28 protein-coding genes are annotated in these 25,631 nt (G+C 66.8%); 15 read left to right on the plus strand and 13 right to left on the minus strand.

What is annotated here, in order from left to right; genetic code table 11:
• Positions 1-104: 104 nt before the first annotated feature.
• On the minus strand, positions 105-1,400 hold the full coding sequence (locus G6N32_RS19175) for an amidohydrolase family protein (protein ID WP_115320940.1): 1,296 nt from the start codon (positions 1,398-1,400) through the stop codon (positions 105-107).
• Between the two features lie 237 nt (positions 1,401-1,637).
• Between G6N32_RS19175 and G6N32_RS19180 the strand changes: the two genes are divergently transcribed.
• The 8 genes from G6N32_RS19180 to G6N32_RS19215 all read left to right on the plus strand — a co-directional run bounded on the left by G6N32_RS19180 (position 1,638) and on the right by G6N32_RS19215 (position 8,255).
• The gene (locus G6N32_RS19180; RefSeq protein ID WP_115320941.1) at positions 1,638-2,168 is read left to right on the plus strand and encodes a carboxymuconolactone decarboxylase family protein; all 531 of its coding nucleotides are present in this window, start codon (positions 1,638-1,640) and stop codon (positions 2,166-2,168) included.
• Positions 2,169-2,172: 4 nt separating this feature from the next.
• Positions 2,173-3,516 (plus strand): aromatic ring-hydroxylating oxygenase subunit alpha, encoded by a 1,344-nt coding sequence (locus tag G6N32_RS19185; RefSeq protein WP_115320942.1) that lies wholly within the window; start codon positions 2,173-2,175, stop codon positions 3,514-3,516.
• Positions 3,509-3,838, plus strand: coding sequence for a hypothetical protein (locus G6N32_RS19190; RefSeq protein WP_115320943.1), 330 nt, complete (start codon positions 3,509-3,511; stop codon positions 3,836-3,838). Before G6N32_RS19185 ends, G6N32_RS19190 begins: the two co-directional genes overlap by 8 nt.
• Before the next feature lies 1 nt (position 3,839).
• Positions 3,840-5,099: a metal-dependent hydrolase family protein gene (locus G6N32_RS19195; RefSeq protein WP_115320944.1), complete on the plus strand. Its 1,260-nt coding sequence runs from the start codon at positions 3,840-3,842 to the stop codon at positions 5,097-5,099.
• Positions 5,080-5,514 carry a nuclear transport factor 2 family protein gene (locus G6N32_RS19200; RefSeq protein ID WP_115320945.1) on the plus strand — a complete coding sequence of 145 codons (435 nt, stop codon included), beginning with the start codon at positions 5,080-5,082 and terminating at the stop codon, positions 5,512-5,514. The genes G6N32_RS19195 and G6N32_RS19200 overlap by 20 nt, the downstream gene beginning before the upstream one ends.
• Positions 5,511-6,635, plus strand: a complete 1,125-nt coding sequence (locus G6N32_RS19205) for an acyl-CoA dehydrogenase family protein (protein ID WP_115320946.1) — start codon at positions 5,511-5,513, stop codon at positions 6,633-6,635. Before G6N32_RS19200 ends, G6N32_RS19205 begins: the two co-directional genes overlap by 4 nt.
• A gap of 24 nt (positions 6,636-6,659) precedes the next feature.
• Positions 6,660-7,439, plus strand: coding sequence for an acyl-CoA dehydrogenase family protein (locus G6N32_RS19210; RefSeq protein WP_115321427.1), 780 nt, complete (start codon positions 6,660-6,662; stop codon positions 7,437-7,439).
• Positions 7,440-7,598: 159 nt separating this feature from the next.
• Positions 7,599-8,255, plus strand: coding sequence for a TetR/AcrR family transcriptional regulator (locus tag G6N32_RS19215; protein ID WP_115320947.1), 657 nt, complete (start codon positions 7,599-7,601; stop codon positions 8,253-8,255).
• Between the two features lie 6 nt (positions 8,256-8,261).
• On the opposite strand, the gene meaB is transcribed toward G6N32_RS19215, so the two are convergent.
• Positions 8,262-9,146 carry a methylmalonyl Co-A mutase-associated GTPase MeaB gene (gene meaB, locus G6N32_RS19220; RefSeq protein ID WP_115320948.1) on the minus strand — a complete coding sequence of 295 codons (885 nt, stop codon included), beginning with the start codon at positions 9,144-9,146 and terminating at the stop codon, positions 8,262-8,264.
• A 100-nt stretch (positions 9,147-9,246) separates the two neighbouring features.
• On the opposite strand from meaB, the gene G6N32_RS19225 reads away from it, so the two are divergent.
• Complete coding sequence (locus G6N32_RS19225) at positions 9,247-10,011, plus strand: SDR family NAD(P)-dependent oxidoreductase (RefSeq protein WP_115320949.1); 765 nt, start codon at positions 9,247-9,249, stop codon at positions 10,009-10,011.
• 69 nt (positions 10,012-10,080) lie between these two features.
• Here G6N32_RS19225 and G6N32_RS19230 read toward each other — a convergent pair whose 3' ends face one another.
• Genes G6N32_RS19230 through G6N32_RS19245 form a run of 4 tightly spaced genes read right to left on the minus strand, consistent with a single transcriptional unit; the run spans position 10,081 to position 14,202 of the window.
• Positions 10,081-10,845 (minus strand): enoyl-CoA hydratase/isomerase family protein, encoded by a 765-nt coding sequence (locus G6N32_RS19230; RefSeq protein ID WP_115320950.1) that lies wholly within the window; start codon positions 10,843-10,845, stop codon positions 10,081-10,083.
• A gap of 4 nt (positions 10,846-10,849) precedes the next feature.
• A complete protein-coding gene (locus G6N32_RS19235) occupies positions 10,850-11,938 on the minus strand; it encodes an acyl-CoA dehydrogenase family protein (RefSeq protein ID WP_115320951.1) in 1,089 nt (362 codons plus the stop codon).
• A complete protein-coding gene (locus G6N32_RS19240; RefSeq protein ID WP_115320952.1) occupies positions 11,925-12,830 on the minus strand; it encodes an acyl-CoA dehydrogenase family protein in 906 nt (301 codons plus the stop codon). The genes G6N32_RS19235 and G6N32_RS19240 overlap by 14 nt, the downstream gene beginning before the upstream one ends.
• Positions 12,808-14,202, minus strand: a complete 1,395-nt coding sequence (locus G6N32_RS19245; protein ID WP_115320953.1) for a class I adenylate-forming enzyme family protein — start codon at positions 14,200-14,202, stop codon at positions 12,808-12,810. The genes G6N32_RS19240 and G6N32_RS19245 overlap by 23 nt, the downstream gene beginning before the upstream one ends.
• 130 nt (positions 14,203-14,332) lie before the next feature.
• On the opposite strand from G6N32_RS19245, the gene G6N32_RS19250 reads away from it, so the two are divergent.
• Positions 14,333-14,605: a 2Fe-2S iron-sulfur cluster-binding protein gene (locus G6N32_RS19250; RefSeq protein WP_115320954.1), complete on the plus strand. Its 273-nt coding sequence runs from the start codon at positions 14,333-14,335 to the stop codon at positions 14,603-14,605.
• Here the strand turns inward: G6N32_RS19250 and G6N32_RS19255 are convergent.
• The 5 genes from G6N32_RS19255 to G6N32_RS19275 all read right to left on the minus strand — a co-directional run bounded on the left by G6N32_RS19255 (position 14,593) and on the right by G6N32_RS19275 (position 19,423).
• Positions 14,593-15,636 carry a CaiB/BaiF CoA transferase family protein gene (locus tag G6N32_RS19255; protein ID WP_115320955.1) on the minus strand — a complete coding sequence of 348 codons (1,044 nt, stop codon included), beginning with the start codon at positions 15,634-15,636 and terminating at the stop codon, positions 14,593-14,595. The genes G6N32_RS19250 and G6N32_RS19255 overlap by 13 nt on opposite strands.
• Positions 15,633-16,589, minus strand: coding sequence for an LLM class F420-dependent oxidoreductase (locus G6N32_RS19260; RefSeq protein ID WP_115321429.1), 957 nt, complete (start codon positions 16,587-16,589; stop codon positions 15,633-15,635). The genes G6N32_RS19255 and G6N32_RS19260 overlap by 4 nt, the downstream gene beginning before the upstream one ends.
• Positions 16,590-16,592: 3 nt before the next feature.
• Positions 16,593-16,991, minus strand: coding sequence for a cobalamin B12-binding domain-containing protein (locus G6N32_RS19265; protein ID WP_115320956.1), 399 nt, complete (start codon positions 16,989-16,991; stop codon positions 16,593-16,595).
• A complete protein-coding gene (locus G6N32_RS19270) occupies positions 16,991-18,568 on the minus strand; it encodes a methylmalonyl-CoA mutase family protein (protein WP_115320957.1) in 1,578 nt (525 codons plus the stop codon). The genes G6N32_RS19265 and G6N32_RS19270 overlap by 1 nt, the downstream gene beginning before the upstream one ends.
• Positions 18,569-18,664: 96 nt before the next feature.
• Positions 18,665-19,423 carry an IclR family transcriptional regulator gene (locus G6N32_RS19275; protein WP_115321431.1) on the minus strand — a complete coding sequence of 253 codons (759 nt, stop codon included), beginning with the start codon at positions 19,421-19,423 and terminating at the stop codon, positions 18,665-18,667.
• A gap of 163 nt (positions 19,424-19,586) precedes the next feature.
• On the opposite strand from G6N32_RS19275, the gene G6N32_RS19280 reads away from it, so the two are divergent.
• Positions 19,587-21,509 carry an acetoacetate--CoA ligase gene (locus tag G6N32_RS19280; protein WP_115320958.1) on the plus strand — a complete coding sequence of 641 codons (1,923 nt, stop codon included), beginning with the start codon at positions 19,587-19,589 and terminating at the stop codon, positions 21,507-21,509.
• Here G6N32_RS19280 and G6N32_RS19285 read toward each other — a convergent pair.
• Positions 21,506-21,799: a DUF1330 domain-containing protein gene (locus G6N32_RS19285; protein WP_115320959.1), complete on the minus strand. Its 294-nt coding sequence runs from the start codon at positions 21,797-21,799 to the stop codon at positions 21,506-21,508. The two genes, G6N32_RS19280 and G6N32_RS19285, sit on opposite strands and share 4 nt — an antisense overlap.
• 204 nt (positions 21,800-22,003) lie before the next feature.
• Here G6N32_RS19285 and G6N32_RS19290 point away from each other — a divergent pair, with 204 nt between their 5' ends.
• Both G6N32_RS19290 and G6N32_RS19295 read left to right on the plus strand, forming a co-directional pair.
• Positions 22,004-22,264 carry a hypothetical protein gene (locus G6N32_RS19290; protein ID WP_036344048.1) on the plus strand — a complete coding sequence of 87 codons (261 nt, stop codon included), beginning with the start codon at positions 22,004-22,006 and terminating at the stop codon, positions 22,262-22,264.
• A 1-nt stretch (position 22,265) separates the two neighbouring features.
• The gene (locus tag G6N32_RS19295; RefSeq protein ID WP_115320960.1) at positions 22,266-23,048 is read left to right on the plus strand and encodes an SDR family oxidoreductase; all 783 of its coding nucleotides are present in this window, start codon (positions 22,266-22,268) and stop codon (positions 23,046-23,048) included.
• Here G6N32_RS19295 and G6N32_RS19300 read toward each other — a convergent pair.
• On the minus strand, positions 23,045-23,308 hold the full coding sequence (locus tag G6N32_RS19300; RefSeq protein WP_232077182.1) for a hypothetical protein: 264 nt from the start codon (positions 23,306-23,308) through the stop codon (positions 23,045-23,047). The genes G6N32_RS19295 and G6N32_RS19300 overlap by 4 nt on opposite strands.
• A gap of 77 nt (positions 23,309-23,385) precedes the next feature.
• Between G6N32_RS19300 and G6N32_RS19305 the strand changes: the two genes are divergently transcribed.
• On the plus strand, positions 23,386-23,904 hold the full coding sequence (locus tag G6N32_RS19305; protein WP_115320961.1) for a hypothetical protein: 519 nt from the start codon (positions 23,386-23,388) through the stop codon (positions 23,902-23,904).
• 198 nt (positions 23,905-24,102) lie between these two features.
• The gene (locus G6N32_RS29130) at positions 24,103-25,566 is read left to right on the plus strand and encodes a hypothetical protein (RefSeq protein WP_163789338.1); all 1,464 of its coding nucleotides are present in this window, start codon (positions 24,103-24,105) and stop codon (positions 25,564-25,566) included.
• The last annotated feature ends 65 nt before the right edge of the window (positions 25,567-25,631 follow it).

The raw sequence follows: 25,631 nt of genomic DNA on the forward strand, positions 1-25,631 counted from the left end.
CTGAAGACACAACAACGCTCCTCTACTCGATGTCGGCACACAGGCCCGTGCACCGGCGCGATCTCCCGCTGTGCGCACCGGCGCCCTGTCGCCTACGGACCTTGTCAGTCCTTGTTGCCGGACAGCTCCTTGGCGTTCGCCGCGAAGTCGGCGAAGTTGGCGCCGGTCTTCTCCTTCTTCGACAGCGCCTGGATGGAGACATCGTGACCTTCGGCAGCCTTGCGCAGCGCGCCGATCGTCGCCTGTTCCTTGGCAATATGTGTGAACGGGTCCCAGTGGTACCAGCGCATGGCGTTCTGGTAGGTCATCTTGTTGATCTCGTCGTCGGGCACATTGTGCTCACGAAGGACGTCGTCGAGTTGCTCGGGGGCACCGGGCCACATCGAGTCCGAGTGGGGGTAGTCGGCTTCCCAGCAGATGTTGTCGATGCCGACGTCGTTACGCAGTTGGACCCCGACGTGATCGGAGATGAAGCAGGTCAGGAAGTGATCGCGGAACACCTCTGACGGCTTCTTGCCCTTGAAGTCCTGCCCGGTCCAGGTGGAGTGCATCTCATAGGTGCGGTCGGCGCGCTCCAGGAAGTAGGGAATCCAGCCGGTGCCGCCCTCACTCAGGGCGATCTTGAGGTCCGGGTATTCCTTGACCGGCCGTGACCACAACAGGTCCGCGGCGGCCTGGACGATGTTCATCGGCTGCAGCGTGATCATCACGTCCATCGGCGCGTCGGGGGCGGTGATCGCGAGCCGTCCCGAGGAGCCGATGTGCACATTGAGCACGGTGTCGGTGTCGACCAGGGCGTCCCACATCGGCTTCCAGTGCTCGAAGTCGTGAAAACTGGGATAGCCCATCGCCGCGGGGTTTTCGGTGAACGTCAGCGAGTGCACCCCTCGGTCGGCGTTGCGGCGGATCTCGGCCGCACAAGCCACCGGATCCCAGATGACCGGCAACGTCATGGGGATGAAGCGCGCCGGGTAGGCCCCGCACCACTCCTCGACGTGCCAGTCGTTGTAGGCCTGCACCAGCGCCAGCGAGAACTCCGGATCCTCGGTGGCGAACAACCGGCCGGCGAATCCCGGGAACGAGGGGAAACACATCGAGCCCAGGATGCCGCCGGCGTTCATGTCCTTGACCCGCTCGTCGACGTTGTAGCAGCCCGGCCGGATCTCATCGAGCCCCTGGGGTTCCAGGCCGTACTCCTCCTTCGGCCGGCCCGCCACCGCATTGAGCGCGACATTGGGGATGGTGATGTCGCGGAACCGCCACATGTCTGAGCCGTCGGGATTGTGCACCAGCCGGGGAGCGTCGTCGGCATATTTCTTCGGCAGATGATTGGCGAACATGTCGGGCGGTTCCACGATGTGGTCGTCGACGCTGATCAGGATCATGTCCTCTTTGCGCATACCGGCTCCTTCCGTCGCGGACCTCTGTAATGAAAACTAGCTTCTCATTCCACGAGAATCAACATCCGGTAAAGCGCTCACCGGTGCACGCGGTCCGTCAGCCGACCCGCCGACACGCCTGCTCGACCTTGGTTTTTCGGCCCTGCTCAAGTGCGGGGATTGACCTTGCGCCCCGTTCATGGAAACCTGTTATCCCGATATGAGAATGCGATTCTCCACTGCGAGAGGGTGTTACCTATGCGTCTGACACCGCTACCTGCGGAGCAGTGGGACGACGAGGTCCAGCTCGCGCTCAAGGGCATGGTGCCGCGCGACCGGCAGAACCCCGAGGGCGCCGGCACAGCACTGTCGACTCTCGTTCGCCACCCCGACCTGGCCAAGGCGTACCTCGGCTTCAACGTTTATCTACTGTTCCGCTCCACGCTGCCGGCCCGGCTGCGTGAGGTCGCGGTCCTGCGGGTGGCGTATCGCCGGGATTGCACCTACGAGTGGGCCCACCACGTCGAGATGGCCAAGGCGGAAGGGCTGACCGACGACGACGTCGAGGCCATCCGCAGCGGCGGGGCCATCGACGAGCTCGACCGGCTGGTCGTAGAGGCCACCGACGAGCTCGAGGAGAAATCGAATCTCACCGACGAAACCTGGGCCGCGCTCGGCAACCATCTCACCGAGCGTCAGCGCATGGACTTCGTCTTCACCGTCGGCGCCTACGGCATGTTGGCGATGGCGTTCAACACTTTCGGCGTACAGCTCGAGAACGAAAGGTAAGTACGTGGCGTTTTTCAAGAAGCCGGATGTCGGCAGCTGGACCGAGAATTGGCCGGAACTCGGCACCGGTCCGGTCAACTACGAGGACTCGATCGATCCCGAACACTGGAAGCTGGAGCAGCAGGCCATCTTCCGCAAGACATGGCTGCAGATGGGCCGCGTGGAGTTGATCCCCAAGAAGGGCAACTACATCACCCGCGAACTGCCGTCGGTCGGACCGGGTACGTCGATCATCATCGTCAACGACGGCGACGAGGTCCGCGCCTTCTATAACCTGTGCCGCCATCGCGGCAACAAGCTGGTATGGAATGACTATCCCGGCGAAGAGGTTTCGGGCAGCTGCCGGCAATTCGTCTGCAAATACCACGCCTGGCGGTACTCGTTGAAGGGGGACCTGACCTTCATCCAGCAGGAGCAGGAGTTCTTCGACGTCGACAAGGCCGACTACCCACTCAAGCCGGTGCGCTGCGAGGTGTGGGAAGGCTTCATCTTCGTCAACTTCGACGACGACGCGGTCTCGCTCGAGGAGTACCTCGGCGAGTTCGGTCAAGGCCTGAAGGGCTATCCCTTCCACGAAATGACCGAGCACTACAGCTATCGCGCGACGGTCGGCTCCAACTGGAAGCTGTTCATCGACGCCTTCGTCGAGTTCTACCACGCGCCGATCCTGCACATGAAGCAGGCGGAGAAAGAAGAGGCCGAGAAGCTCGCCAAATTCGGCTTCGAGGCGCTGCATTACGACATCAAGGGCGACCACTCGATGATCTCGTCCTGGGGCGGCATGAGTCCGCCGAAGGATCTGAAGATGGTCAAGCCCATCGAACGGATCCTGCACAGCGGTCTGTTCGGCCCGTGGGACCGCCCGGCTATCAAGGGCATCCTGCCCGACGAGCTGCCACCCGCCATCAATCCTGGCCGGCACTCGACGTGGGGCCAGGACTCGTTCGAGTTCTTCCCGAACTTCACATTGCTGTTCTGGGCGCCAGGCTGGTACCTGACCTACAACTACTGGCCCATTGCGGTGGACTCCCACATCTTCGAGGCCGATCTGTACTTCGTGCCGCCGAAGAACCTGCGCGAACGACTCTCCCAGGAACTGGCAGCGGTGACCTTCAAGGAGTACGCGTTCCAGGACGCCAACACCCTCGAAGCCACGCAGACCCAGATCGGCACCCGCGCCGTACTGGATTTCCCGCTCTGCGATCAGGAGATCCTGTTGCGCCATCTGCACCACACCGCGCACAAGTACGTGGATCGGTACAAAGAGTCATTGGCCGCCGGGAACGGAAACGGGGCGGCCGCCGCGCCCAGCCCGAGGGCTGAAGAAAGGGATCCAGCAAATGTCTAAGTTGCCAGCGGAATTCGCCGATCTGGAGCGCTTCAGCGACTGGTGCCTGCCCACCGAGGAAGAGCGCTATCAGAAGCGACTGAACTCGACGATGGCCGAGATGCAAGAGCTGTATGACGCCGGCTTGGCGCGACTGGAGGACATTATGGTCTACGTCGACGCCCGCTTTCCGCTCCAAGGCATGCCGGAAGACGCCAAGGCTCTGGTACACCTAGGACAGTCGATCGTGCAGGTGAGCTTTCCGGTCGAGGTGTGGAAGCAGCCCCGCGTGCTCGACAGCGGCGCCGCGTATATCGAACTGATCAAGGAGCCGGTGGTCTAGGTTGTCTGCTCTTCGCGCAAGCGGCTCGTCGCCACGCGCAACGACCCTCAAGGCAGCCGGGTACGTCGACGTCGACGCGGGTGAGATCGTCCGCCCAGGCATCGTGAAGGTCGAGGGCGACCGGATCGTCTCCGTCGGGGGCGAAGTCGACGAGAGCTCCGATGTCATCGATTTGGGAGACGCCATCCTCCTTCCGGGGTTGATGGACATGGAGGTCAACCTCCTGATGGGCGGCCGGGGCGAGAACCCCGGCCTCTCGCAGGTACAGGATGATCCGCCCACCCGGGTGTTGCGCGCGGTCGGCAATGCCCGCCGCACGCTGCGCGCGGGTTTCACCACGGTGCGCAACCTCGGGCTGTTCGTGAAGACCGGCGGCTACCTGTTGGACGTCGCGCTGGGCAAGGCGATCGATGCGGGCTGGATCGACGGTCCGCGGATCGTGCCTGCCGGGCATGCCATCACGCCGACCGGCGGGCATCTGGACCCGACCATGTTCGCCGCGTTCATGCCGGGCGCCCTGGAGCTGACCGTCGAGGAGGGTATCGCCAACGGCGTCGACGAGGTCCGCAAGGCAGTGCGCTACCAGATCAAGCACGGCGCGCAGCTGATCAAGGTGTGCGTGTCCGGGGGCGTGATGTCGCTGACCGGTGAGGCAGGGGCGCAACACTATTCGGACGAGGAACTGCGGGCGATCGTCGACGAGGCGCACCGGCGCGGGCTGCGGGTGGCCGCCCACACCCACGGCGCCGAGGCCGTCAAGCATGCGGTGGCGTGCGGGATCGACTGCATCGAGCATGGCTTCCTGATGGACGACGAGGCCATCCAGATGCTGGTCGACAATGATCGTTTTCTGGTGACCACCCGCCGGCTCGCCCAGGCGATGGATGTCTCGCACGCACCGAAGGTGTTGCAGGACAAGGCTGCCGAGATGTTCCCGAAGGCGGAGACGTCGATCAAGGCCGCCTACGAGGCCGGGGTGAAGATCGCGGTCGGCACCGATGCACCCGCGATCCCGCACGGCAAGAACGCCGATGAACTGGTGACCCTGGTGGAATGGGGGATGCCGCCGGCCGCGGTGCTGCGGGCGGCCACCGTCGTCGGAGCCGACCTGATCAACGTCACCGACCGGGGCCGGATCGCCGAAGGACTGCTCGCCGACATCATCGCCGTGCCCGGTGATCCGTTGTCCGACATCACCGTCACCCAGAACGTCACCTTCGTCATGAAAGGCGGGAAGGTCTATGTCAACAAAACGGACTGACGACATCGTCGAGATCCAGCAACTGCTCGCCCGCTACGCGGTGACCATCACCCAGCTGGATGTCGAGAATCTGGTGAAAGTCTTCACCGAAGACGGCACCTACAGCGCGTTCGGCGAAACCTATTCACTGGGACGGTTCCCCGAGCTCGTCGACGCCGCACCCAAAGGGCTGTTCATGACCGGCGAGTCGCTGGTCGAATTCGACGAGAACGACCCCGACAAGGCCACCGGCACCCAGCCGCTGTGCTTCATCGAGCATTCGGCGCACGACATGCGCATCGGCTACTACCGCGACACCTACCTGCGGACCGAGAAGGGGTGGCGGTTGAACACCCGCGCGATGACGTTCATCCGGCGCACCGGTGTGCACGATTCGGGCCGCCCGCACGCGATCGGCCGGCCGGCCGGCGGATGACCACGGCAGCCGAATCCGGCACGACCGCCGACGAATTCCGCAACGACCTGCGAGCCTGGCTCGACGCGCACGATCTGAGCCCCGGCCCGGATCATTCGCTGCCCGCCCATATCGAGCAGATGAGCCGGGTACGCCGAGCCCTCTACGACGCCGGATGGATGCGTTACGGCTGGCCGGAAGAAGTAGGCGGTCTGGGCGGCTCGGTGATCATGCGGATGATCGTCGCCGAGGAGGTCCTCGGTCGCAACATCGCCGAGCCTGGTCCGTACTCGATGATGGAAGTCCTTGTGCCGACCATGATCTCGTACGCGCGGCCGGAACTCGCCGCCGAGATGGTGCCGCGCTATCTGCGCGGCGACGAGCACTGGTGCCAGGGTTTCTCCGAGCCCGGCTCAGGCAGTGACCTGGCATCGCTGAGCACCAAGGCCACCTTGCGCGGCGACGCGTGGGTGATCAACGGCCAGAAAGTGTGGACCAGCTTCGCCCAGTTCTCGAAGCGCTGCGTCCTGCTGACCCGGACCGGCTCGCCGGAAACGCCTAAACACGAGGGCATCACCGCGTTCTTCGTCGACATGGACTCCCCCGGCATCACGGTGCGGCCGCTGCACACCATGCACGGCGTGGACGAATTCTGCGAGGTGTACTTCGACGACGTGGTGGTGCCGGCCGATCGCATGCTCGGCAATCCCGGCGATGGCTGGCGGCTGGCCAACGACCTGTTGCCATTCGAGCGATCCACCTGTTTCTGGCAGCGGATCTCCTACCTGTTCACCCGGTTGGACCGCCTGATCGCGGACGAGACCGACGCCGGTGACGCTGAGCTCGGCGCGGCCTACCTGGCACTGCACACCGTGCGCTGCAGGTCGGCGGCGACCCAGCACCGCTTCGCCGAAGGGGCGAAGCTGGGGCCGGAGACCTCGATCGACAAGGTGCTGCTGGCCGGTGCCGAACAGCGCCTCTACGACACCGCACGGGATGTGCTGCCCGGGGTGCTCGAGCTCGACGAGACGCCCTGGCGTTCGGAGTTCCTGTACTCGCGCTCGGCCACCATCTACGGCGGCACCGCGGAGATCCAGCGCAACATCATCGCCCGCCGGCTTCTCGATCTCGGGAAGGAGTGAGACGTGGACGACGGCGAACTGGGAATGCTGGCCGACACGCTCGAAAAGTCGATGAGCGCCGCGGCGGTGGAGGGAACCCCCAATGTCGAGGATGTTCTGCGCGACCTCGGCTGGCTGGAGATGCTCGACGAGATCCCGGCTGAGGCAACGGGCTTGGTGTTCCGGCTGTTGGGCGAGACCGGCACGCATGCCGGTGTGATCAACGACGTCGTACTCGCGTCTACCGGGCGCGCGCCGGGCGGCACCATCGCGCTGCCGTACACCGGTGGGCGCTGGGTGAGGTGGGAGCGCACCGACGGCGTGCGCTCGGCGATGGATCCCGAACTGCCGATCGGCACCGTCGACACCGGCTCGGAGGTGCCGGTGGCCAGGGGCCGCCTCGCGCTGGGTTGGTGGCTGACCGGTTCCGCCCGGGCGATGCTGAGGCTGGCACGCCAGCATGCCGTCGACCGGGTCCAGTTCGGCCGTCCGATCGGGTCGTTCCAGGCGGTGCGCCACCGGCTCGCCGAGACCCTGGTCGCCGTCGAGGGCGCCGAAGCGGCCTTGTCGGTGGCCCAGAGCGAGGGCACGGATCTGGCCTGTCTGTTGGGTAAGGCGGCTGCTGGTCAGGCGGCATTGACCGCGGCCAAGCACTGTCAGCAGGTTCTCGGCGGTATCGGGTTCACCGACGAGCACGACCTGCACCGGCACGTAAAGCGAATATTCGTGCTCGACGGGCTGCTCGGCTCGGCACGTGATCTGACCAGGGAAGCCGGGTCGGCGATCAGGTCGCTGGGTCAGGCTCCACGGCTCGGAAATCTGTGACGTACGCCATGGCGGCGAATGCGCTGGTCACCCGTTAGACTGGCCGGAACAAAAATTTTGGTCAGTATTGAATTGAGAACATAATTCTCGTCGCTGAGAGTAGTACTCTCTTACCGTGAGCAACATCGGAAACCGCATCCGCACGTCTCGAGCCCGGCAGTGAACAGCCCGAGCGAAGAGCCTGCCTGGAAGCAGCGCGCCGTCGAGCGGTCTATCCGGACCGCCAAGGTGCGCGCCGGGCAGCGCGTGCAGCGATTCCTCGATGCCGCGCAGGCGATCATCACCGAAAAGGGCAGCACCGACTTCACCGTGCAGGAAGTCGTCGACCGGTCCCGACAGTCGCTACGAAGCTTCTATCTGCAGTTCGACGGTAAGCACGAGCTACTGCTCGCCCTGTTCGAGGATGCGCTGAGCCGAGCCGCCGACCAGATCCGGGCCGCGACGTCGGCTCAGACCGATCCGCTGGACCGGCTCAAGGTCGCCGTCACTCTGCTGTTCGAATTGTCCCGGCCGGATCCGACCGCGCGCCGGCCATTGTTCACCGACTTCGCCCCCCAGCTGCTGATCTCGCATCCCAATGAGGTCAAGGTCGCTCACGCACCGCTGGTGGCGCTGTTCGCCGAACTGATGGACGAGGCGTCCGCTGCCGGCGAGTTGAGGGAAGACGCCAACCCTCGCCGGATGGCGGCGATGACGATGCAGACCATCATGTTCATCGCCCAGTCCAGCGGGGTCGAGGACGACGAGAACGTCCACACGCCGATCAGCGGGGACGAAGTGTGGACGTTCTGCTCGCAGGGATTCGCCCGTAAGTAAGCCGGTTCACCGCTCGACCGCGGGAGAAACCGGTTGAGCGATCAAGGCTTCCGCGGCACTGTACGGATCACGGCTTCCGTCGGCGACGGCTTGTGCCAGCGCGTCGAGATCCGGATGGCGATGCAGCCGGCTCTGCGCCAGTGACAACACCTGCGCGCGGGCTCGTGCGGTGCGGCGCTCGGCGGTGTCGGCGCGCCGGTGGGCCTCGATCGCCTCGACGAGTTCCCCCACCCCCTCGGCCCGGGCGGCGACCAGTGTCAGCACCGGTACGTGCGTCTCGAACTTCAGGTCGCGCACCGTCTGAGCGGCACCCTCTCGGTCGGCCTTGTTCACCACCACCAGGTCTGCGACCTCGAGCAGGCCCGCCTTAGCGGCCTGGACCGCATCCCCCGCACCGGGATTGAGAATCACGATCGTCGGATCGGCGACGGCGGCGATCTCGATCTCCGACTGCCCGACCCCGACGCTCTCGAGCAGGACGACGTCGAAGCCGAGCGCGCCGAGCAGCCGGATCGCGGCGGGCACCGCGGCGGCCAGGCCACCGAGATGGCCGCGGGTGGCCACCGAGCGGATCAGCACGTCGGGATCGTTGATGTGTTGCGCCATCCTGATCCGGTCCCCCAACAACGCGCCCCCGCTGTAGGGCGAGGACGGATCCACGGCCAGCACCGCAACCCGTTGTCCGCGTTCGCGATACGCCGCGACGAGAACCGCGATCGTGGTCGACTTGCCCGCACCGGGCGGGCCCGTCACGCCCACCACCGGGACCACGGCCCGGCCGATCTCGGTGAGCACCTCGTCGCGGCGGTCGCTCTCGACGAGGCTCAGCAGCCGCCCGACCGCGCGCATGTTCCCGCCGCGGGCCGCGGTGATCAGCTCGGCGACATCCATAGAGGGCAACGCTACGTCCCTACGTGATTGACCAAATCCGGTCGGTATGAGAATACTATTCTCTCAACTAGAGAGCGTCAGTTGCAAGAAGGGTAACGCTATGCAGATCAGTGGGAGTTCCGCCGTCGTCTTCGGTGGTGCAGGTGGCCTAGGCGAGGCGACCGTGCGCAAACTGCACGCGGCCGGTGTCAAGGTAGTGATCGCCGACCTGGCCGACGACAAGGGCAAGGAACTTGCCGCCGAGCTCGCCATCCCCTACGTCCGCACCGATGTCACCAACGACGACGATGTGCTGGCCGCCATTTCCGCCGCCGAAGAACTGGGGCCGCTGCGCATCTCGGTGGACACCCACGGCGGCCCGGCCGGCGGGGGCCGGCTGGTCGGCAAGGACGGCGCCCCGATGGAGCTGGAGGCGTTTACCAAGACCATCACCTTCTACCTGACCGCGGTGTTCAACGTGATGCGTCATGTCGCGGCCGCGATGGCGCGCCAGGAGCCCGACGACAACGGGGCTCGCGGGGTGATCATCAATACCGCATCTATCGCGGCGTATGAAGGCCAGATCGGACAACTGCCCTACTCGGCCGCCAAGGGTGGCGTGGTGGCGATGACTCTGGTTGCCGCACGCGACCTTTCACCGTTGGGCATCCGGGTGATGGCGATCGCGCCGGGCACCATCAACACCCCCGCCTACGGGAAGGCCGCCGACCAACTGGAGGCGTACTGGGGCCCGCAGGTGCCGTTCCCGAAGCGAATGGGACGCTCGGTCGAGTACGGCGCACTGGCACTGTCGATCGCCGAGAACGACTACCTCAACGGCGAGACCATTCGACTGGACGGTGCGCTGCGCTTCCCGCCGAAGTAGCGCCCGCGCCGACAGTAACGCCACGGCGGACTCCGGCCGGAATTCTCACCGTGGCGTTACTGTCGCGATCTACTTCTTGGCGATCAAGCCGTCGACGATCCTGTTGAAGTCGGCGGTGCCGAACGACACGTATTCGGCGAGGTTGGCGTAGTCCAGCGAGGCCATCACCGACTTCTCCAGCTGGATGTTCATCAGCCGCTTGGTGGCCTCGACCGCCTGCTGCGGGAGTTCGATGATCTTCTTTGCGCAGGCGATCGCCTCCGAGACCGGATCGGCCACAACATGATTCGCCAGCCCGAGTTCGACTGCGCGCTGCGCGGTGATCCGCACCCCGGTCAGCGCGAACTCCTTGGCCTGCAGCAGGCTGATCTGCGATCCCCACACCAGCGGCCCGCCGTCGGCGGCGACCAGACCGATGGACACGTGCGGGTCGGCGAAGAACGCGTTCTCGGCGATGTACACGACGTCGGACAGTGCGGCCAGGCTGCAGCCCAGCCCGACCGCCGGGCCGTTGACGGCCGCGACCACCGGGATGCGGCAGCGGACCATACCGATCACCAGATCACGGCCGTGCTTGATCGTCTTCTGCCGCAACGCTTCGTCGTTGCGCAGCTCGTCGAGGTAGGTGAAGTCGCCGCCGGCCGAGAACGCCCGGCCCGCACCGGTGATCACCGCCGCCCGCGCGGAGGCATCCTCGCCCAGCGCCTCCCAGATCTTGGCAAGTCCGACATGGAGGTTGTCGTTGACGGCGTTCAGCTCGTCGGGCCGGTTCAGTGTGATGATCCGCAGCGGACCGTCGGCCTGCACGTCGATTTCGTCTGGCATGTCGTACATGTCGTTAAACTCCCAGTCCAAGAATTCGTCCGGCGATGATGTTCTTCTGAATCTGTGACGTGCCGCCCATCACGCTTTGGGCACGGCTGTAGAGGTAGGCGCCGAACAACTCCTCATCGTCGGTGCCGACAGTGGCCAACGCGGCATGTCCTACCGACTGCTCGGTCCAGGTCATCAACAATTTGTCCAGCGACCCGTCCGGTCCGTGCTTGATGCCGTCGAGCTGCTCGGACAGACGCCGGCGCACGTGCAGGCGCAACATCTCGGTCTGCACCCACGCCCACGCCAGCTCGTCGGGGGCCGGGCCCTCGACCCGGGACGCCATCTGACGCACCAGCTTTCCGTACCGCGCAGAGAACCCCAGCGTCGACGGCTCGCGCTCGTGGCTGACCACGGTCATCGCCAGCTTCCAGCCGTCACCTGGTGCGCCGACCATGTTCGCGGCGGGTACCCGCGCGCCGTCGAATTCGACCTGACCGAATTCCTTGGTGACACCGCTGATCATCTTCAGTGGCCGCTGGACGATCCCGGGCTGGTGCATCGTGACGATGAAGGCCGAGATGCCTTTGTGTTTCGCCGCCTCCTTGTCGGTCCGGGCCAACACCAGGCACCAGTCGGCGCAGTCGGAGTAACTGGTCCAGATCTTGTGACCGTTGACGATGTACTCGTCGCCGTCTCGGGTCGCGGTCGTGGTCAGCGAGGCCAGGTCCGATCCGGCCCCGGGCTCCGAAAAGCCTTGGCACCAGCGCTCGGTGCCGTTGATCATCCCGGGCAGGAAGCGCTGCCGCAGTTCCTCGCTGCCGTGATGGCTCAGACCGACCACCAGGTAGCCCAGGCTCGGGCGCGCGGGCGCCCCGGCCTTGGCGATCTCCTCGTCGACGATCACGTCGAACACGGGTGGCAAGCCCTGGCCGCCATACGCCGACGGCCACGAGGTGCCGAAGAACCCGGCGGCGTAGAGCGCCTGGTGCCAGTCCCCCGCCTTGGCCCAGTAGGCGTCGCCCGAGGTCGGGAACTTGCCCTTCTGCTCTGTCAGCCAGCCGCGCAACCGCTCCCGGAAGGCGGCCTCGTCCGGCGAATCACGAAAGTCCAATGGTCAACTCCTCCAACTTGACTGGCCAGGTCTCGGTGGCGGCCAGCACCCGGCGCAGATAGACGTGGGCCAGGCACTCCCAGGTGTTGCCGATGCCGCCGTGCACCTGGATCGACATCTCGCACACCGCGAGTGCGGCTCGTGCGGAGTAGATCTTGGCGACCCGGCCGGCTTCCACTGCTTCTTCTGCGGGCAGCTCGTCGACAGCCCAAGCGGCGTGGCGCAGCACGCTCACCGACCCCTCGATGAGCGCCAGGCCCTCGGCCAGCATGTGGGCGACAGCCTGGTAGGAACCGATGGCTGAGCCGTACTGCTCGCGCACCTTCGCGTATTCGGTTGCCAGCGTATGGGTGCCGCGTGCCGCTCCGACCAGGTCGGCCGTCGTCACCGCCAGCGCCAGGGCGTACCAGCGCTGCGCCTGCTCGGCGGTCAGCTCCCCAACGGTGTCCGGTGAGCCGGAGGCGGCGGCGGTGACGCGGGTCAGGTCCGCGCCGTCGCGGGCCGCGCCGACACCGATCGAGTCGACGGTGTGACCGGTCAGCCGCATCGCGGCGGCGGCCCCGTCGGCGTCGATCACGGTGTCACCGACCGCGATGGTCGCCGGCACCGGGTCGGCCGCCAGCAGGCGGTACAGATCGTCGGCGAGCACCGGCCCGAGGAACGGCACGTCGACCAGACCACGGGCGAATTCCTCGGCCACCAAGGCGACTTCGACGCCGCTGGCACCGTCGGAACGAAGCGACCGCCAGCCGGTCGCGTCGACGGTCTTGGCCAGCCGCGCCCGGCGCTGCTGGTCGTCCAGGTCCGCGACGGAGCCCGGCCCGAAGTCGTCGGCCAGCCGAGCGGCGGCATCGCGCAGCTGCTGCTGCTCACTGGTCAGGCGTGCATCCATACTGCTCCTTGAGAACTCGCCGCAACGCCTTGCCCGATGGCAGGCGCGGGATTTCGGGCACGAAAACGATGTCGCGGGGACGTTTGTAGGACGCCAGCTTCTGGGCGACCAGTGCGTCCAGCTCCTCGGCGCTCACCGGCTCGGCGACGGTGACCGCGGCGATCACGGCCTCACCGTCCGCCTCGTCGGGCACACCGAACACCGCGCAGTCGGCCACGGCGGGATGGCCGTGCAGCACCGACTCGACCTCGGCGGGAGCGACTTGGAAGCCCCGCACCTTGACCATTTCCTTGAGCCGGTCGGTGATTCGCAGCCAGCCGTCGTCCAGGAAACCGAGGTCCCCGGTGCGATACCAGCCGTCGTCGAACGCCTCGTCGGTGGCCTCGGCGGGCAGGTAGCCGGCCATCGCTGATTCCGAGCGCACCTGGATCTCGCCGACCGCGCCCGGCCCGACCGGTTCGCCGGTATCCGTCGACACGATGCGCACCGCGGGGATCGGCCGCCCGACGGTGTCGAGCCGGGCCATATCGCGCGGGCAGCACGCGATCACCGGTACCTCGCTGGTGCCGTATGCCGAGATCCAGCCGACGCCGGTGCGTTCGGTCACGGCCTCGGCGACGCTGGTGGTGACCGGGGTGGCGCACCACATGATGTAGCGCAGCGACGACAGGTCGTAGGTGTCGAGCTTCGGATGCGAAGCGATCGCCAATGCGATTGGCGCGACGGCCATTTCGACGGTGATGCGGTCATCCTGGATGCACTGCAGCATGGTGTCGATGTCGAACCGGCGATGCAGCCGCATCCACGCGCCGGCGTCGAGCACGGTGGCGATGTTGAGCAGGCCGAGGATGTGCGACGGCGGTGTGACGATCTGCATGCGATCGACTGCCGTCAGGCCAAGAGCCTGACGCCAGTGCCGGATGCTCGCGGCCAGCGAACCATGAGTGTGCCGAACCGCTTTGGGCATACCCGTGGTCCCCGAGCTGAACACCAGTACGGCATCGGAGTCAGCCGCGTACTCCACCGGGGAGGGCTCCCCCGGGCTGATCGGATCGTCGAGGCTGAGCATCGGCATCAGGTCGGCCAACAACGGGCTGTCACCGACGGCATGGTCGGCGCGGGATACGTCGAGCGCATGGCCGATGTCGGCCGCTTTCCAGGCTGGGCTGATCAACACCGCGGACGCACCGAGGCGCCAGATGGCGTGCACGGCGAAAATGAACTCGGGCCGGTTCGACGACATCAGCGCGATGCGCTGCCCGGCCCGCACGCCACGGCTCGCGAGAGTGCCTGCCAATCCCGCAGACAGCGCATCGACCTGAGATCGTGTGTAGATGCGGTCCTCGAAGGCAAGCACTCTCACGTCGCTCACGGCTCAGTCCGCTCGCACATGGTCAGTGACAATCCCATCTACAGGTCAACAAACGAGAACATACTATCGCCAGTAGAGAACTGTATTCTCATCTGGGTAGAATGATACTGCGCGAACGCTGAGGAGAGAAGTGAGCACGGCGACGATCACGCTGGACGGTAAGACGGTGACCATGCCGGTCAACAACGGCGAGACGGTGCTGGAGACCGCCCGACGCGCCGGACTGACCCCGCCCTACAGCTGCGAAGCCGGTAACTGCGGAACCTGCATCGCGACGCTCACCGACGGTCGGGTCACGATGCGGGTCAACGAGGTCCTCGACGACAGCGAGATCGACGACGGCCTGATCCTGACGTGCCAGGGCGTGCCCGAATCCGACGTGACCGTGACCTACGACGACTGAAACTCGTCGAGCACCGGGGGCGGCAGATAGTCGGGTTCATATCCGACCACCCGCACCGGACTGCCGACCAGCCGGTAATCCCCCGCGGTGACGACGACCTCCGGTGTCGCCTCGAGGGCGTCGGGCAGCGATCGCACCGCAGCCGCCGGAATCCCCAACGGACGCAACCGCGCCTCCCAGCCCGCCGCGGTGTCGGCGGCCAGCGCTGCGGTCACGATCGCCAGCACCTCATCGCGGTGCGCCGATCGCTCGGCCATCGTCGGGAAGCCGTCGATGCCGGCCTCGGCGGCGAAGATCTTCCAGAAGCCGTCGTGGGTGACGAACAGCGCCAGATACCCATCCGCGGTCGGAAACAGCTGCGCGGGAACGTAAAACGAGTGCGCACCGAACGGATGCCGACGCGGGTGCACACCATCGTTGAGATAGGCCGAGGCCCGATAGTTCAGCTGCGAGAACATCACGTCGCGCAGCGAGACGTCCACCTGCCCACCCCGCCCGGAGACGATCATCGCCAGCAGTCCCAGCGCCGCGGTCAACCCGGTGGAGTTGTCGGCCGACGAGTAGCCCGGCAGAGTCGGCGGCGCATCCGGGTCACCGGTCATCGCGGCCACGCCGGTGGCCGCTTGGATCACGTAGTCGAAGGCGGGGTCGTCGCCGCCGGCGAGGCCGTAGCCCGTCAGCGCGACACACACGATCTTCTCGTTGTGCGCGCGCAGCGCCTCATAGGTGAGCCCTAACCGCCGGATCACCGAGGGCTTCATATTGACCAGCAGCGCATCGGATTCCGCGACCAGCTCACCGAGGCGCTGGCGGCCGGCTTCGGAGGCCAGGTCCAGGCACACGCTGCGCTTGTTGCGGTTCAGGCTGGCGAAATAGCTGTCCCCGACCTGACGGGAGATCTCCCCGCCGGGCGGCTCGATCTTGATGACCTGCGCACCGAGATCGGCGAGCAGCATGGTGGCATACGGCCCGGCCAGCATGGTGCCGACCTCAAGAATTCGAACGCCGGATAGTGGAGCGGCGGTGCTCATCGCACCTCGGCGCCGAGTTGCGCAATCACCTCGCGGGTGCGGTATTTCGACGCCACCAACTCGTCCCGGGTCTCCCCGATCGGCAGCAGGCGCACCGACAGGTCGGTGACTCCGGCGTCGGCGAACGCGCGGAACCGGGCCAGGATTGCCTCTTCGTCGCCGGCCGCGCACAGGTCGCCGACGTTGCGTGCGTCGCCGCGGTCGAGCAGCTTCTGGTAGTTGGGCGACGTCTCGGCCTCGGCAAGGATCCGGTTGGCCCGGTCCTTGGCCGCCTCGATCTCGGAGTTCGCGCACAGGCACACCGGGATTCCGGCGACGATGCGCGGAGCGGGCCGGCCTGCGTTGTCGGCGGCCTTGGTGATCCGCGGCGCGATGTGGTCGCCGATCGCGCGCTCGTCGGCCATCCACAGCACCGTGCCGTCGGTGAGTTCACCCGCGATCTGCAGCATCACCGGACCCAGGGCAGCCAGCAATACCGGTAGCGGCGACTCCGCCTGCAGCACAGTCGGATTGTGCACCGTGAAGGTGTCGTTCTCGACGTCCACATCACCCGGGCCTGCCAGCGCGGCGTTCAGCACCTCGAGGTAGTCGCGGGTGTAGGACGCCGGCTTCTCGTAGGGCAGCCCCAGCATGTCGCGGATGATCCAGTGGTGCGACGGTCCCACGCCCAGCGCCAGCCGGTTGCCGCTGCCGGCATGCACCGACAGCGCCTGGCGGGCGAGTGCGATCGGGTGCTGTGCCTGCAGCGGTACCACCGCTGTGCCCAACTCGATACGCGAGGTTCGGGCGCCCATCTGAGCCACCATCGTCAGGGCGTCGTAGTCGTTGGGCACCTGCGGCATCCACGCGGTGTCGAAGCCGGCGGCCTCGGCCCACTCGATGTCTTCGAGGAGCTTCTTCACCTTGCGGGCCATATCGCCCCGCTCGGCGCCGATCATCACTCCAAGACGCATCACTCACCCCACCTGTTCTGAGGTCAGAGCACGGACGTCGGTCACCAGGGTCTCCAGCGACGTCCCGGTCGGAAATACCGCCGCGGCACCGACTTCCAGCAACTTGGCCACGTCACTCTGCGGGATCGTGCCGCCGACGATCACCGCGATGTCGCCGGCGTCGGCGTCCCGCAGCGCGTCGACGGTCCGCTTGGTCAACGCCAGGTGCGCGCCAGACAGGATCGAAAGCCCCACCACCGCAACATCTTCCTGCAGTGCGATCGACACGATGTCTTCGATGCGCTGGCGGATGCCGGTGTAGATGACCTCGAAGCCGGCGTCACGAAGGGTGCGGGCCACGATCTTGGCTCCGCGGTCATGGCCGTCCAGACCGGGCTTGGCAACGAGAATGCGAGCGCTCACTAGAAGACCACCGGTTGCTGGAATTCGCCCCACACCGACTTCAGCGTGGAGACCATCTCTCCCACCGTGCAGTAGGCATTGGCGCAGTCGATCAGATTGTGCATCAGATTGTCGTCACCTTCCGCTGAACGGGCCAGTGCGGCAAGGGCTTCTTTCACTGCGAGCTCACTGCGCTCGGCCTTCACCTTCGCCAGCCGCCGCAGCTGCTTGTCACGGCCCTCGGCGTCGAGCTCGTAGGTGGCCAGGTCCGGGGCGGGCTCGTCGACGACGAATTTGTTCACCCCGACCACCGGCCGGACGCCCGATTCGACGTCCTGATGGATCTTGTAGGCCTCGTCGGCGATCAGGCCCTGCAGGTAACCATCCTCGATGGATTGCACCATGCCGCCGTGCTTTTCGAGGTCGGACATGATCTCGATAATCCGTTCCTCGGTGGCGTCGGTGAGCGCCTCGACGAAGTAGGAGCCGCCGAGCGGGTCGGCCACCCGGGCCACCCCGGTCTCGTAAGCCAGGATCTGCTGGGTGCGCAGCGCCAGCGTCGCGGACTCCTCGCTGGGCAGCGCGAACGGCTCGTCCCAGGCCGCGGTGAACATCGACTGCACGCCACCGAGTACCGAGGCCAACGCCTCATAGGCCACCCGCACCAGGTTGTTCTGCGCCTGCGGCGCGTACAACGACGCCCCGCCCGAGACGCAGCCGAACCGGAACATCGCGGCTTTGTCGGTCTTGGCTCCCCACCGCTCCCGCACGATCGTCGCCCAACGACGCCGTCCCGCACGGTATTTGGCGATCTCCTCGAAGAAGTCGCCGTGAGTGTAGAAGAAGAACGAGATCTGTGGCGCGAACTGGTCGATCGTCATCCGGCCGCGCTCGACGACGGTGTCGCAGTAGGTGACACCGTCGGCGAGGGTGAATGCCATCTCCTGTACGGCGTTGGCGCCGGCGTCGCGGAAGTGCGCGCCGGCGACCGAGATCGCGTTGAACCGCGGTACCTCGGCCGCGCAGAACTCGATGGTGTCGGCGATCAGGCGCAGCGACGGCTCCGGCGGCCAGATCCACGTTCCGCGCGAGGCGTACTCCTTGAGGATGTCGTTCTGGATGGTGCCGGTCAGCTTTTCGCGCGGCACCCCCTTTTTCTCCGCGGCGGCGACATAGAACGCCAACAGGATCGCGGCCGTGCCGTTGATGGTGAAGCTGGTGCTGATGGCGTCCAGCGGGATCCCGTCGAACAGGATCTCGGCATCGGCGAGGGTGTCGACCGCGACACCGACCCGGCCGACCTCTTCCCCGTACTCCGGATCGTCGGAGTCGTAGCCACATTGGGTCGGCAGGTCCAGGGCGACCGACAGTCCGGTACCGCCTTGCTCGAGCAGGTAGCGATAGCGCTCGTTCGACTCCTCGGCGGTGCCGAAGCCGGAATACTGGCGGAACGTCCACAACCGTCCGCGGTAGCCGCTGGAGAAATTGCCCCGGGTGAACGGAAACGCGCCCGGCGCGGGGGGATCGCCACTGCGGTCGGCCGGTCCGTACACCGGCTGCAGCGGGATTCCCGACGACGTGTGGGATAGGTGGTCCATCGGTGGATACCGTACTTGCAGTTTATGAGAATGCCAATACCGCTTTGGGCAAGTCATGTGCAGAATTCGCGGAAGACGCTGGTGAGGCAGTCGACCCTACGAGCTGAGCCGCCCGGAGAGCAGGTGCGCCTGCTCAAGCAGCAGTGTGCCGAGTTCCTGGCGCCGGTCGGGTCTGAAGCGGGTTTCGACCCCGGTGAGGCTCAGCGCCCAGGCCGGCCTGCCGTTCTGGTCGAACACCGCCGCCGCGATGCCCCAGCTGCCCTCGACGATCAACGCCGGGTTCACCGCGTATCCGGTGAGGCGGGTCGCCTCGATCCTGGCCCGGATCGACTCCTCGGTGTGCTCGTCACCCCAATCGGCCGCGGGCACCGCCCGCAAGAAGAAGTCATCGACCTCCTCGGCGGGCAGGTGGCTCAGGATTGCCAGCCCGGCCGAGGCCACCCCGAGCGGAAACCTGATGCCCTCGCGCAGGACGTGGGACCGCAGCGGGAAACTGCCCTCGACGCTGAGCAGACAGACCGTCTCATCGCCGCGCCTCGCCGAGAAGAAGGCGCTCTCACCGGTCTCGGCGGCAAGGCGGGCGACCACCTCGCGGGCCTTGTCGGTGACGTCGTACCGGTTTGCGGCAACAGCGCCCAGCAGATACATCTCGGGGCCGAGCAGCCATCGCCCGGTCTTGGTGTCCCGGTCGATCAGCCCGACCTCGGCCAGCGAGGTGAGCAGGCGATGGGCGGTCGGACGGGCGAGCGCGGCGGCCTTGCCCACCTCCGTCGTCGATGCCCCAGCAGGTTCCGCGGCCCCGACCGCACCCAGCAACGCGGCGACACGCGCAACCACAGTGGGCTTGTCGGTCACAGCCAAGGATCCTAGCGTTCACCAAGTGGACAGCTGGGCGATCAATTACCGCACCGCGAACATCTTCGCGGCGGTTTGTGTCGCGGGGTTGACTGCTCAGAGCGGTACTTGTTGAGTGGGCGCGACAGCGAGTGACGTTTACCCAGCGGACGCGAGGATCACGATGCCGGGCCCAGAACCCCAGTGGAAGCAGTTCGCCTCGACCACGGCGGCACGCCACGGCGCCCCCGGCGGAGGCTACGCCGAGCTGTGGCAGTGGTCGGTCGACCATCCCGCTCGTTTCTGGCGCGCACTGTGGGAGCACTTTGACGTGCGCGCCGAGGTTGGTCCCGCGTCCGGCGACGAGGCGGTGCTCGCCGACGCCACGATGCCCGGCGCCGTCTGGTTTCCCGGCGTCCGGCTGAACTACCTCGACCAGATCCTTCGCCATACCGGGCGCCCCGGTGCGGCGATCGTCGGCATCGACGAAGACGGCACCCGTACCGAGATCGGCTGGAGCGAGCTTGCCGGCCGGGTCGGCGCGGTGGCTGCCGAACTGCGCAGGCTCGGGGTACAGACCGGGGACTGCGTGGCGGGATACCTGCCCGACGTCGCCGAGGCGATGATCGCGTTCCTGGCGACCGCGGCGCTCGGGGCGGTCTGGTCGGCTTGTGGGCAGGACTACGCACCGCAGGGTGCCGCATCACGGCTGGCGCAACTGGAACCCAAGGTGCTGTTCAGCGCAGACGGGTACCGGCTGAACGGGCGCTGGTTCGACAAGCGCAACGACACCGACGAGTTACTGACCCTGCTGCCCGGCCGGCCGCACCTGGTGCTGCTCGACAGCGACGACTACCGCGCGATTGTGGCCCATCCGGTCGACCCCGAGGTCACCGCCGTCCCGTTCGCCCATCCCCTGTGGGTGCTCTTCAGCTCCGGCACCACCGGCCGGCCGAAGGGGATCGTGCACGGCCACGGCGGTGTCGTGCTCGAACATCTGAAAGCGGCTGCGCTACATGGAGATCTGGGGTCCGACGACATCTTCTTCTGGCAGACCGCGCTGAGCTGGATGATGTGGAATTTCCGGATCGCAGGACTACTGTGCGGCTCGACAGTTGTCTGCTACAGCGGGCACCCCCTGTGCCCGGATGCCGACCGGCTCTGGCAGTTGCTCGAAGACGAGAAGGTCACCTACTTCGGCACCAGTCCCGGCCATCTGCTGGCGTCACGCAAGGCCGACCTGCATCCGGGCGCCCAACATGATCTGCGCCTCCTGACGACGATCGGCAGCACGGGATCACCGCTGCCGGCCGACCTGTTCGATTGGGTGCGTGAGCACGTCGGTGAGCACGTCGCGGTCTCCTCGATCAGCGGCGGCACCGACGTGGTGACCGCCTTCGCCGGCGGCACCGCAGGCATGCCAGTGGTGCCGGGAGAGCTGACCACCCGTTACCTCGGGGTGGCTCTCTACAGCTGGTCACCGCAACGAGAGCCGCTGGTCAACGACGTAGGCGAAATGGTGATCACTGTGCCGATGCCGTCGATGCCGGTGGGATTCTGGAACGATGATGACGGGTCCCGTTACCGCGCAGCGTATTTCGATCACGAATGGGCAGACGGAACGGCACCGCACGTGTGGCGGCATGGCGACTGGGTGACCGTCACCGACAGCGGTTCACTCATCATCCACGGGCGAAGCGACGCCACCCTCAACCGGCACGGGATACGAATGGGCTCGGCTGACATCTACGAGGTGGTCGAGGCGATCGATGCGGTGACCGAGGGGTTCGTACTGGGCATCGACGGACCGGACGGCGCCTACTGGATGCCGCTGTTCGTCACGCTGGCGCCGGGGCGGGTGCTCGACGACGAGCTCGCCGACACCATCCGCTCGGCGATCCGCACCAGCCTCTCTCCGCGTCACGTGCCCGACGACATCATTTCCGCTCCCGGGATCCCGCACACCCGCACCGGCAAAAAACTGGAGGTACCGGTGACCGCGATCATGGCCGGGCACACCGACGTATCACTCGACCCGCGTTCGATCGACGACCCGGACCTGATCGACTGGTATCGCCAGAGGGGCGCCGAGCACGCCTGGGGCTAGAACCCGGAGAGGATCACCGCGTTGGTGTCGGCGGCCGCGCGCCGCAGCTCCCGCGCAGCGCGGTAGGCGTCCGAGTCGTACCAGGCCTTCGCAGCTTCTACCGACTCGAACTCCAGCACCACTGTCTGGTGTCCGTGCCAATCACCTTCGAGCACTTGCGGTTTGGCATCGACGGCGAGCACCCTGACACCACCCATCGCGGCGCCCGCGGCTTTGCCGTAGGCCTTCATCCCCTCCGGGTCCTTGATGTCCTCGGTCAAGATGACATATCCCTTGGCGGCCGTACCCATGGCGTTCCTCTCGTGCGAGAATCGGATTCTCGGTTTCGGGTGACAGGCTTGCATGCGACCAGGGGTGAGTGCAATGACCGATGTCGACGTCGCCGCGGGAGGAGTACCTGAACTCCACGACGATCGGCGTGCGACCCTGACCGCACGTGCCCGACTCGCTGCCGACTTCGTCTACATTCGACAAGAACGGCTCTGGAGGCGCTCATGATCAAGCTCGAACTGCCCTACGTCACCGTGACGGTCGACGATCGGTTCCGCAATCGTCTGGCCCTGGTCGGCGACCGGCTGCGCGTCACGCTGACGGCGTATCTCCGAAACGCCGCCGACGATGTGGGAGGTCTGGGCCGCAAGGCCACCGCAGCCTGCCAGACCGCAGCCGTGCGCGTCGACACCGCGATGGCCGCGGCCAACGATCGCATCGCCTCCGAACCCGAGGTCCACGTCCGGCACCTGAAAGTCGTGTGACATGAGCGCACCCGGCGTCTTCATCACCGGAGCCGCTGCGGGTATCGGGCGGGCGACCGCACTGACCTTCGCCCGAAACGGCTACTGGGTGGGCGCATACGACATCGACCTCGACGGGCTCACCGGGCTGCGCGAGGAGATCCGTGCACTCGGAGGCGATGTCGCGATCGGCGAGCTCGACGTCACCAATGCCGATCAGTGGTCGGCCCGACTGCGTGAATTCACCGGCGGCACAGGCACACTCGATGTCCTGGTGAACAATGCCGGAGTCCTGACCACCGGTCCGTTCGCCGACGTTCCGCTCAACGTGCACCGGCAGATGGTGGACATCAACTTCACCGGCGCGCTGACCGGGTTGCATGCCGCGTTCCCCTACCTGCGCGACACCCCGGGCGCCCAGGTGGTCAACATGTGTTCGGCCTCAGCGCTGTACGGCCAGCCGGAGCTCGCCACCTACTCGGCAACCAAGTTCGCGCTACGCGCGCTGACCGAGGCGCTGGAACTCGAATGGCGCCGATACGGAATCCGGGTGCTGGCGATGTGGCCGCTGTTCGTCAAGACCGCCATGACCGACGGCGTCGAGACCGGCAGCACCAAGTCGCTGGGCGTCAACCTACAGCCTGACGACGTGGCCGCCGCGGTCTACGCGGCGACACACCGCCGCAGCCGACTGGCCAGGGTGCACTATCCGGTGGGCCGCCAGACCACCGTGTTGGCCGCACTGTCGCAGATATCGCCGAATTGGATGCAACGGCTGATGACGAAGACGTTGACCCGCAGTTAACCGATTGCGGTGTAGGGCTTTCTCGGCGGCTGCTGATTCTGCCGAAATGATTGGCACAGACCAAGATTGCTCGCCACACACGGCACGCCGTTGATGGTCGGGGCACTGCCCTCGAGATAGCACTGACCGGTGTACTCGTTATTGACGTGCCCGGCCGGGCAGCCCTGCGCCACGGCGGCAGGCACTGCGGCTACGGCCCCGGCCACCAGCCCGGCGGCAACCATCAACCACACCGGCCGTCGCCCCCAACGCATCGTCATCGATATACCCCAAAGGCTTTCCGCTGCCAGAATACGCTTTTACGGCTTTGCCGCGGCCCGTGATTAGGATCGTGGGTATGCCGGAGCCGACCGACGATATTGACGCCACGACGTCGACATCGCACCGTCCCACCCACCAATCCCAGTCGTCGGTGGGCTGGCTCGCTCCCGTCGCGCTGGTGATCGCACTGATTGCGGTGGCACTCGCCGGATGGGCGTTGTTCCGGCCGACTCCCTCGAATCCACTGCCGACCGCCGCACCGCAGACCGGTGACCCGAAAGCCAATGCGTGCGACGCCTACCGCACAGTCAGTGCAGCGGTGTCATTGCAGACCCACGCCGATCCGGGCGCCGAGGTTCAGGGGGTGGCGGCCAACGCGCGGCTGGCCATGGCGGGCGGTGCGACCTACCTTCTCGCGCACCTGAGCCCGGCCACGCCGAGCGATCTGGCCGACGCGATTCGCGGCTTCGCGACCGGGTTGCAGGATATTTCGATGAACGCGTTAGCCGGTGTCGCCAACACCGACCCGAAGCAAGCCGAGCGGCTAAGCGACGCGGAGAAGACGAACAGCAAGATCGCCGAACTCTGCAAATAGCCACTACGACGGCTTTTACAGGTTGAGTTCAGCTGGCGTTTGCACGAAGTTCGGCAGCGCGCCAAGTGGGGTCCAGTCCGGGGTAAGGGTTGTCTCCTTGGATTTCTCTGTCAGGGACCACTCGGCGCATTTGCCGGACTGAACGTCTTCTTCGAAGGGAATTCGACCTTGTCCAAACACCGCAAGAAATCGCTCCGGGTGGCTGCGCCAGCCTTCGTCACCACGGGCGTCGCCGGTGCGGCGATGGTGGGTGCGGCCGTGTTGTTCGCCACCACCGATGCCTCCACAGCGGTGGCGTCGCCGGCGTACAAACTCACGTCAACCGAGTCGGATCTGCTGCTCTTCGGAAACAGCCTCGCCGGCAACAACTCCAAGGCGGCTGCCCCGACGGCCGCGGCATCGGCCAACGCCGCCAACAACCTGGTCGGCCAGTTCATCGGGAACGGCACCGCCGAGCACCCCAACGGCGGCTTGCTCATCGGTAACGGCTACAGCTACAGCGCCGCCGACACCCAGTGCGCCAGCGCCTCCTGCAACGGTGGCCGCGGCGGCCTGCTGATGGGCAACGGCGGCAACGGCTACAACGGCGGCAACGGCGGGAGCGCCGGGCTGTACGGCAACGGCGGCAACGGCGGCGACGCCACCAGCGCCAGCATCAACGGCGGAAAGGGCGGCAACGGCGGCAACGGCGGCCTGATCGCCGGCAGCTCCTCCAGCGGCGCGTTGTTCGGCGGCGGCGGAGGCAACGGCGGAAAGGGCATCGCCGGCGGTGCCGGCGGTAACGGCGGCAACGCCGGACCGTTCGCCGGTAGCGGCGGCTCCGGCGGGGCCGGGGGCGCCAGCACGACCGCCGGTGTGGCGGGCGGCAAGGGCGGCAACGGCGGAGACGCCGCGAGCCTGCCTGTCCTCGGCAGCGGCTCCGCGGGTGCGGGCGGCGCCGGCGGCGCGGGCTACGGCGGCGGCGCGGCCGGAACCGACGGCGGCGCAGGCGGTAACGGCGGCAAGGGTGGCTTCTATGGCTCCGCCGCGGGCGGCGCGGGCGGCGCCGGCGGCGCGGGCGGCGCGGGCACCGCGACTGGTGGTAACGGCGGCACCGGCGGCACCGGCGGTGCCGGTGGCCTGGGGTCGGGCAGCGGCGGTGCCGGTGGCAGCGGCGGTGTCGGTGGCGCAGGCGGAACCGGCGCTGCAGGGAACGGCGGCACCGGTGGCTCGGGCGGCGCCGGAGGCGTGGCCGGTAACGGTGGCGCGGGCGCGGCCGGCGGTGATGGCGGCACCAGTACGACGGGCGCCGGCGGCAGCGGTGGCACCGGCGGCAAGGGTGGCGTGGCCGGTAACAACGGTGGCGCTGGCGGTGCCGGTGGCAAGGGCGGCGCCGGCGCGACGGGCGGCAAGGGCGCCAACGGCGGCCTCGGCGGCTTCGGCGGCTTCAGCGGTGGCTCAGGCGGTGCCGGCGGCAACGGCGGCAACGGCGCGACCACGGGCACCGGTGGTGCGGGCGGCACCGGCGCCACCGGCGGTGGCAGCGTGATCTCCGGCGGCAAGGGCGGCAACGGCGGCACCGGCGGCAAGGGCGGCGCCACTTCCGGCAAGAGCGGCCAGCTCGGCTCCGGCGGCCTCGGCCCGACCGGCGGCAAGGGCGGCACCGGCGGCGCAGGCGGATAACCCGTCAGAACACGAATCGGCCCCCTCCGAAAGGAGGGGGCCGATTTCGGTTGAGCGGGTTGATA

The sequence above is a fragment of the Mycolicibacterium aichiense genome, assembly GCF_010726245.1.
Taxonomy (GTDB): domain Bacteria; phylum Actinomycetota; class Actinomycetes; order Mycobacteriales; family Mycobacteriaceae; genus Mycobacterium; species Mycobacterium aichiense.

Bases quoted from the DNA above. Each gene is read 5' to 3' on its own strand.
- G6N32_RS19175 (WP_115320940.1), bottom strand. From the start codon at position 1,400: ATGCGCAAAGAGGACATGATCCTGATCAGCGTCGACGACCACATCGTG.
- G6N32_RS19180 (WP_115320941.1), top strand. From the start codon at position 1,638: ATGCGTCTGACACCGCTACCTGCGGAGCAGTGGGACGACGAGGTCCAG.
- G6N32_RS19190 (WP_115320943.1), top strand. From the start codon at position 3,509: ATGTCTAAGTTGCCAGCGGAATTCGCCGATCTGGAGCGCTTCAGCGAC.
- G6N32_RS19200 (WP_115320945.1), top strand. From the start codon at position 5,080: ATGTCAACAAAACGGACTGACGACATCGTCGAGATCCAGCAACTGCTC.
- G6N32_RS19205 (WP_115320946.1), top strand. From the start codon at position 5,511: ATGACCACGGCAGCCGAATCCGGCACGACCGCCGACGAATTCCGCAAC.
- G6N32_RS19210 (WP_115321427.1), top strand. From the start codon at position 6,660: ATGCTGGCCGACACGCTCGAAAAGTCGATGAGCGCCGCGGCGGTGGAG.
- meaB (WP_115320948.1), bottom strand. From the start codon at position 9,146: ATGGATGTCGCCGAGCTGATCACCGCGGCCCGCGGCGGGAACATGCGC.
- G6N32_RS19225 (WP_115320949.1), top strand. From the start codon at position 9,247: ATGCAGATCAGTGGGAGTTCCGCCGTCGTCTTCGGTGGTGCAGGTGGC.
- G6N32_RS19230 (WP_115320950.1), bottom strand. From the start codon at position 10,845: ATGTACGACATGCCAGACGAAATCGACGTGCAGGCCGACGGTCCGCTG.
- G6N32_RS19240 (WP_115320952.1), bottom strand. From the start codon at position 12,830: ATGGATGCACGCCTGACCAGTGAGCAGCAGCAGCTGCGCGATGCCGCC.
- G6N32_RS19255 (WP_115320955.1), bottom strand. From the start codon at position 15,636: ATGAGCACCGCCGCTCCACTATCCGGCGTTCGAATTCTTGAGGTCGGC.
- G6N32_RS19260 (WP_115321429.1), bottom strand. From the start codon at position 16,589: ATGCGTCTTGGAGTGATGATCGGCGCCGAGCGGGGCGATATGGCCCGC.
- G6N32_RS19270 (WP_115320957.1), bottom strand. From the start codon at position 18,568: ATGGACCACCTATCCCACACGTCGTCGGGAATCCCGCTGCAGCCGGTG.
- G6N32_RS19280 (WP_115320958.1), top strand. From the start codon at position 19,587: ATGCCGGGCCCAGAACCCCAGTGGAAGCAGTTCGCCTCGACCACGGCG.
- G6N32_RS19285 (WP_115320959.1), bottom strand. From the start codon at position 21,799: ATGGGTACGGCCGCCAAGGGATATGTCATCTTGACCGAGGACATCAAG.
- G6N32_RS19290 (WP_036344048.1), top strand. From the start codon at position 22,004: ATGATCAAGCTCGAACTGCCCTACGTCACCGTGACGGTCGACGATCGG.
- G6N32_RS19295 (WP_115320960.1), top strand. From the start codon at position 22,266: ATGAGCGCACCCGGCGTCTTCATCACCGGAGCCGCTGCGGGTATCGGG.
- G6N32_RS19300 (WP_232077182.1), bottom strand. From the start codon at position 23,308: ATGACGATGCGTTGGGGGCGACGGCCGGTGTGGTTGATGGTTGCCGCC.
- G6N32_RS19305 (WP_115320961.1), top strand. From the start codon at position 23,386: ATGCCGGAGCCGACCGACGATATTGACGCCACGACGTCGACATCGCAC.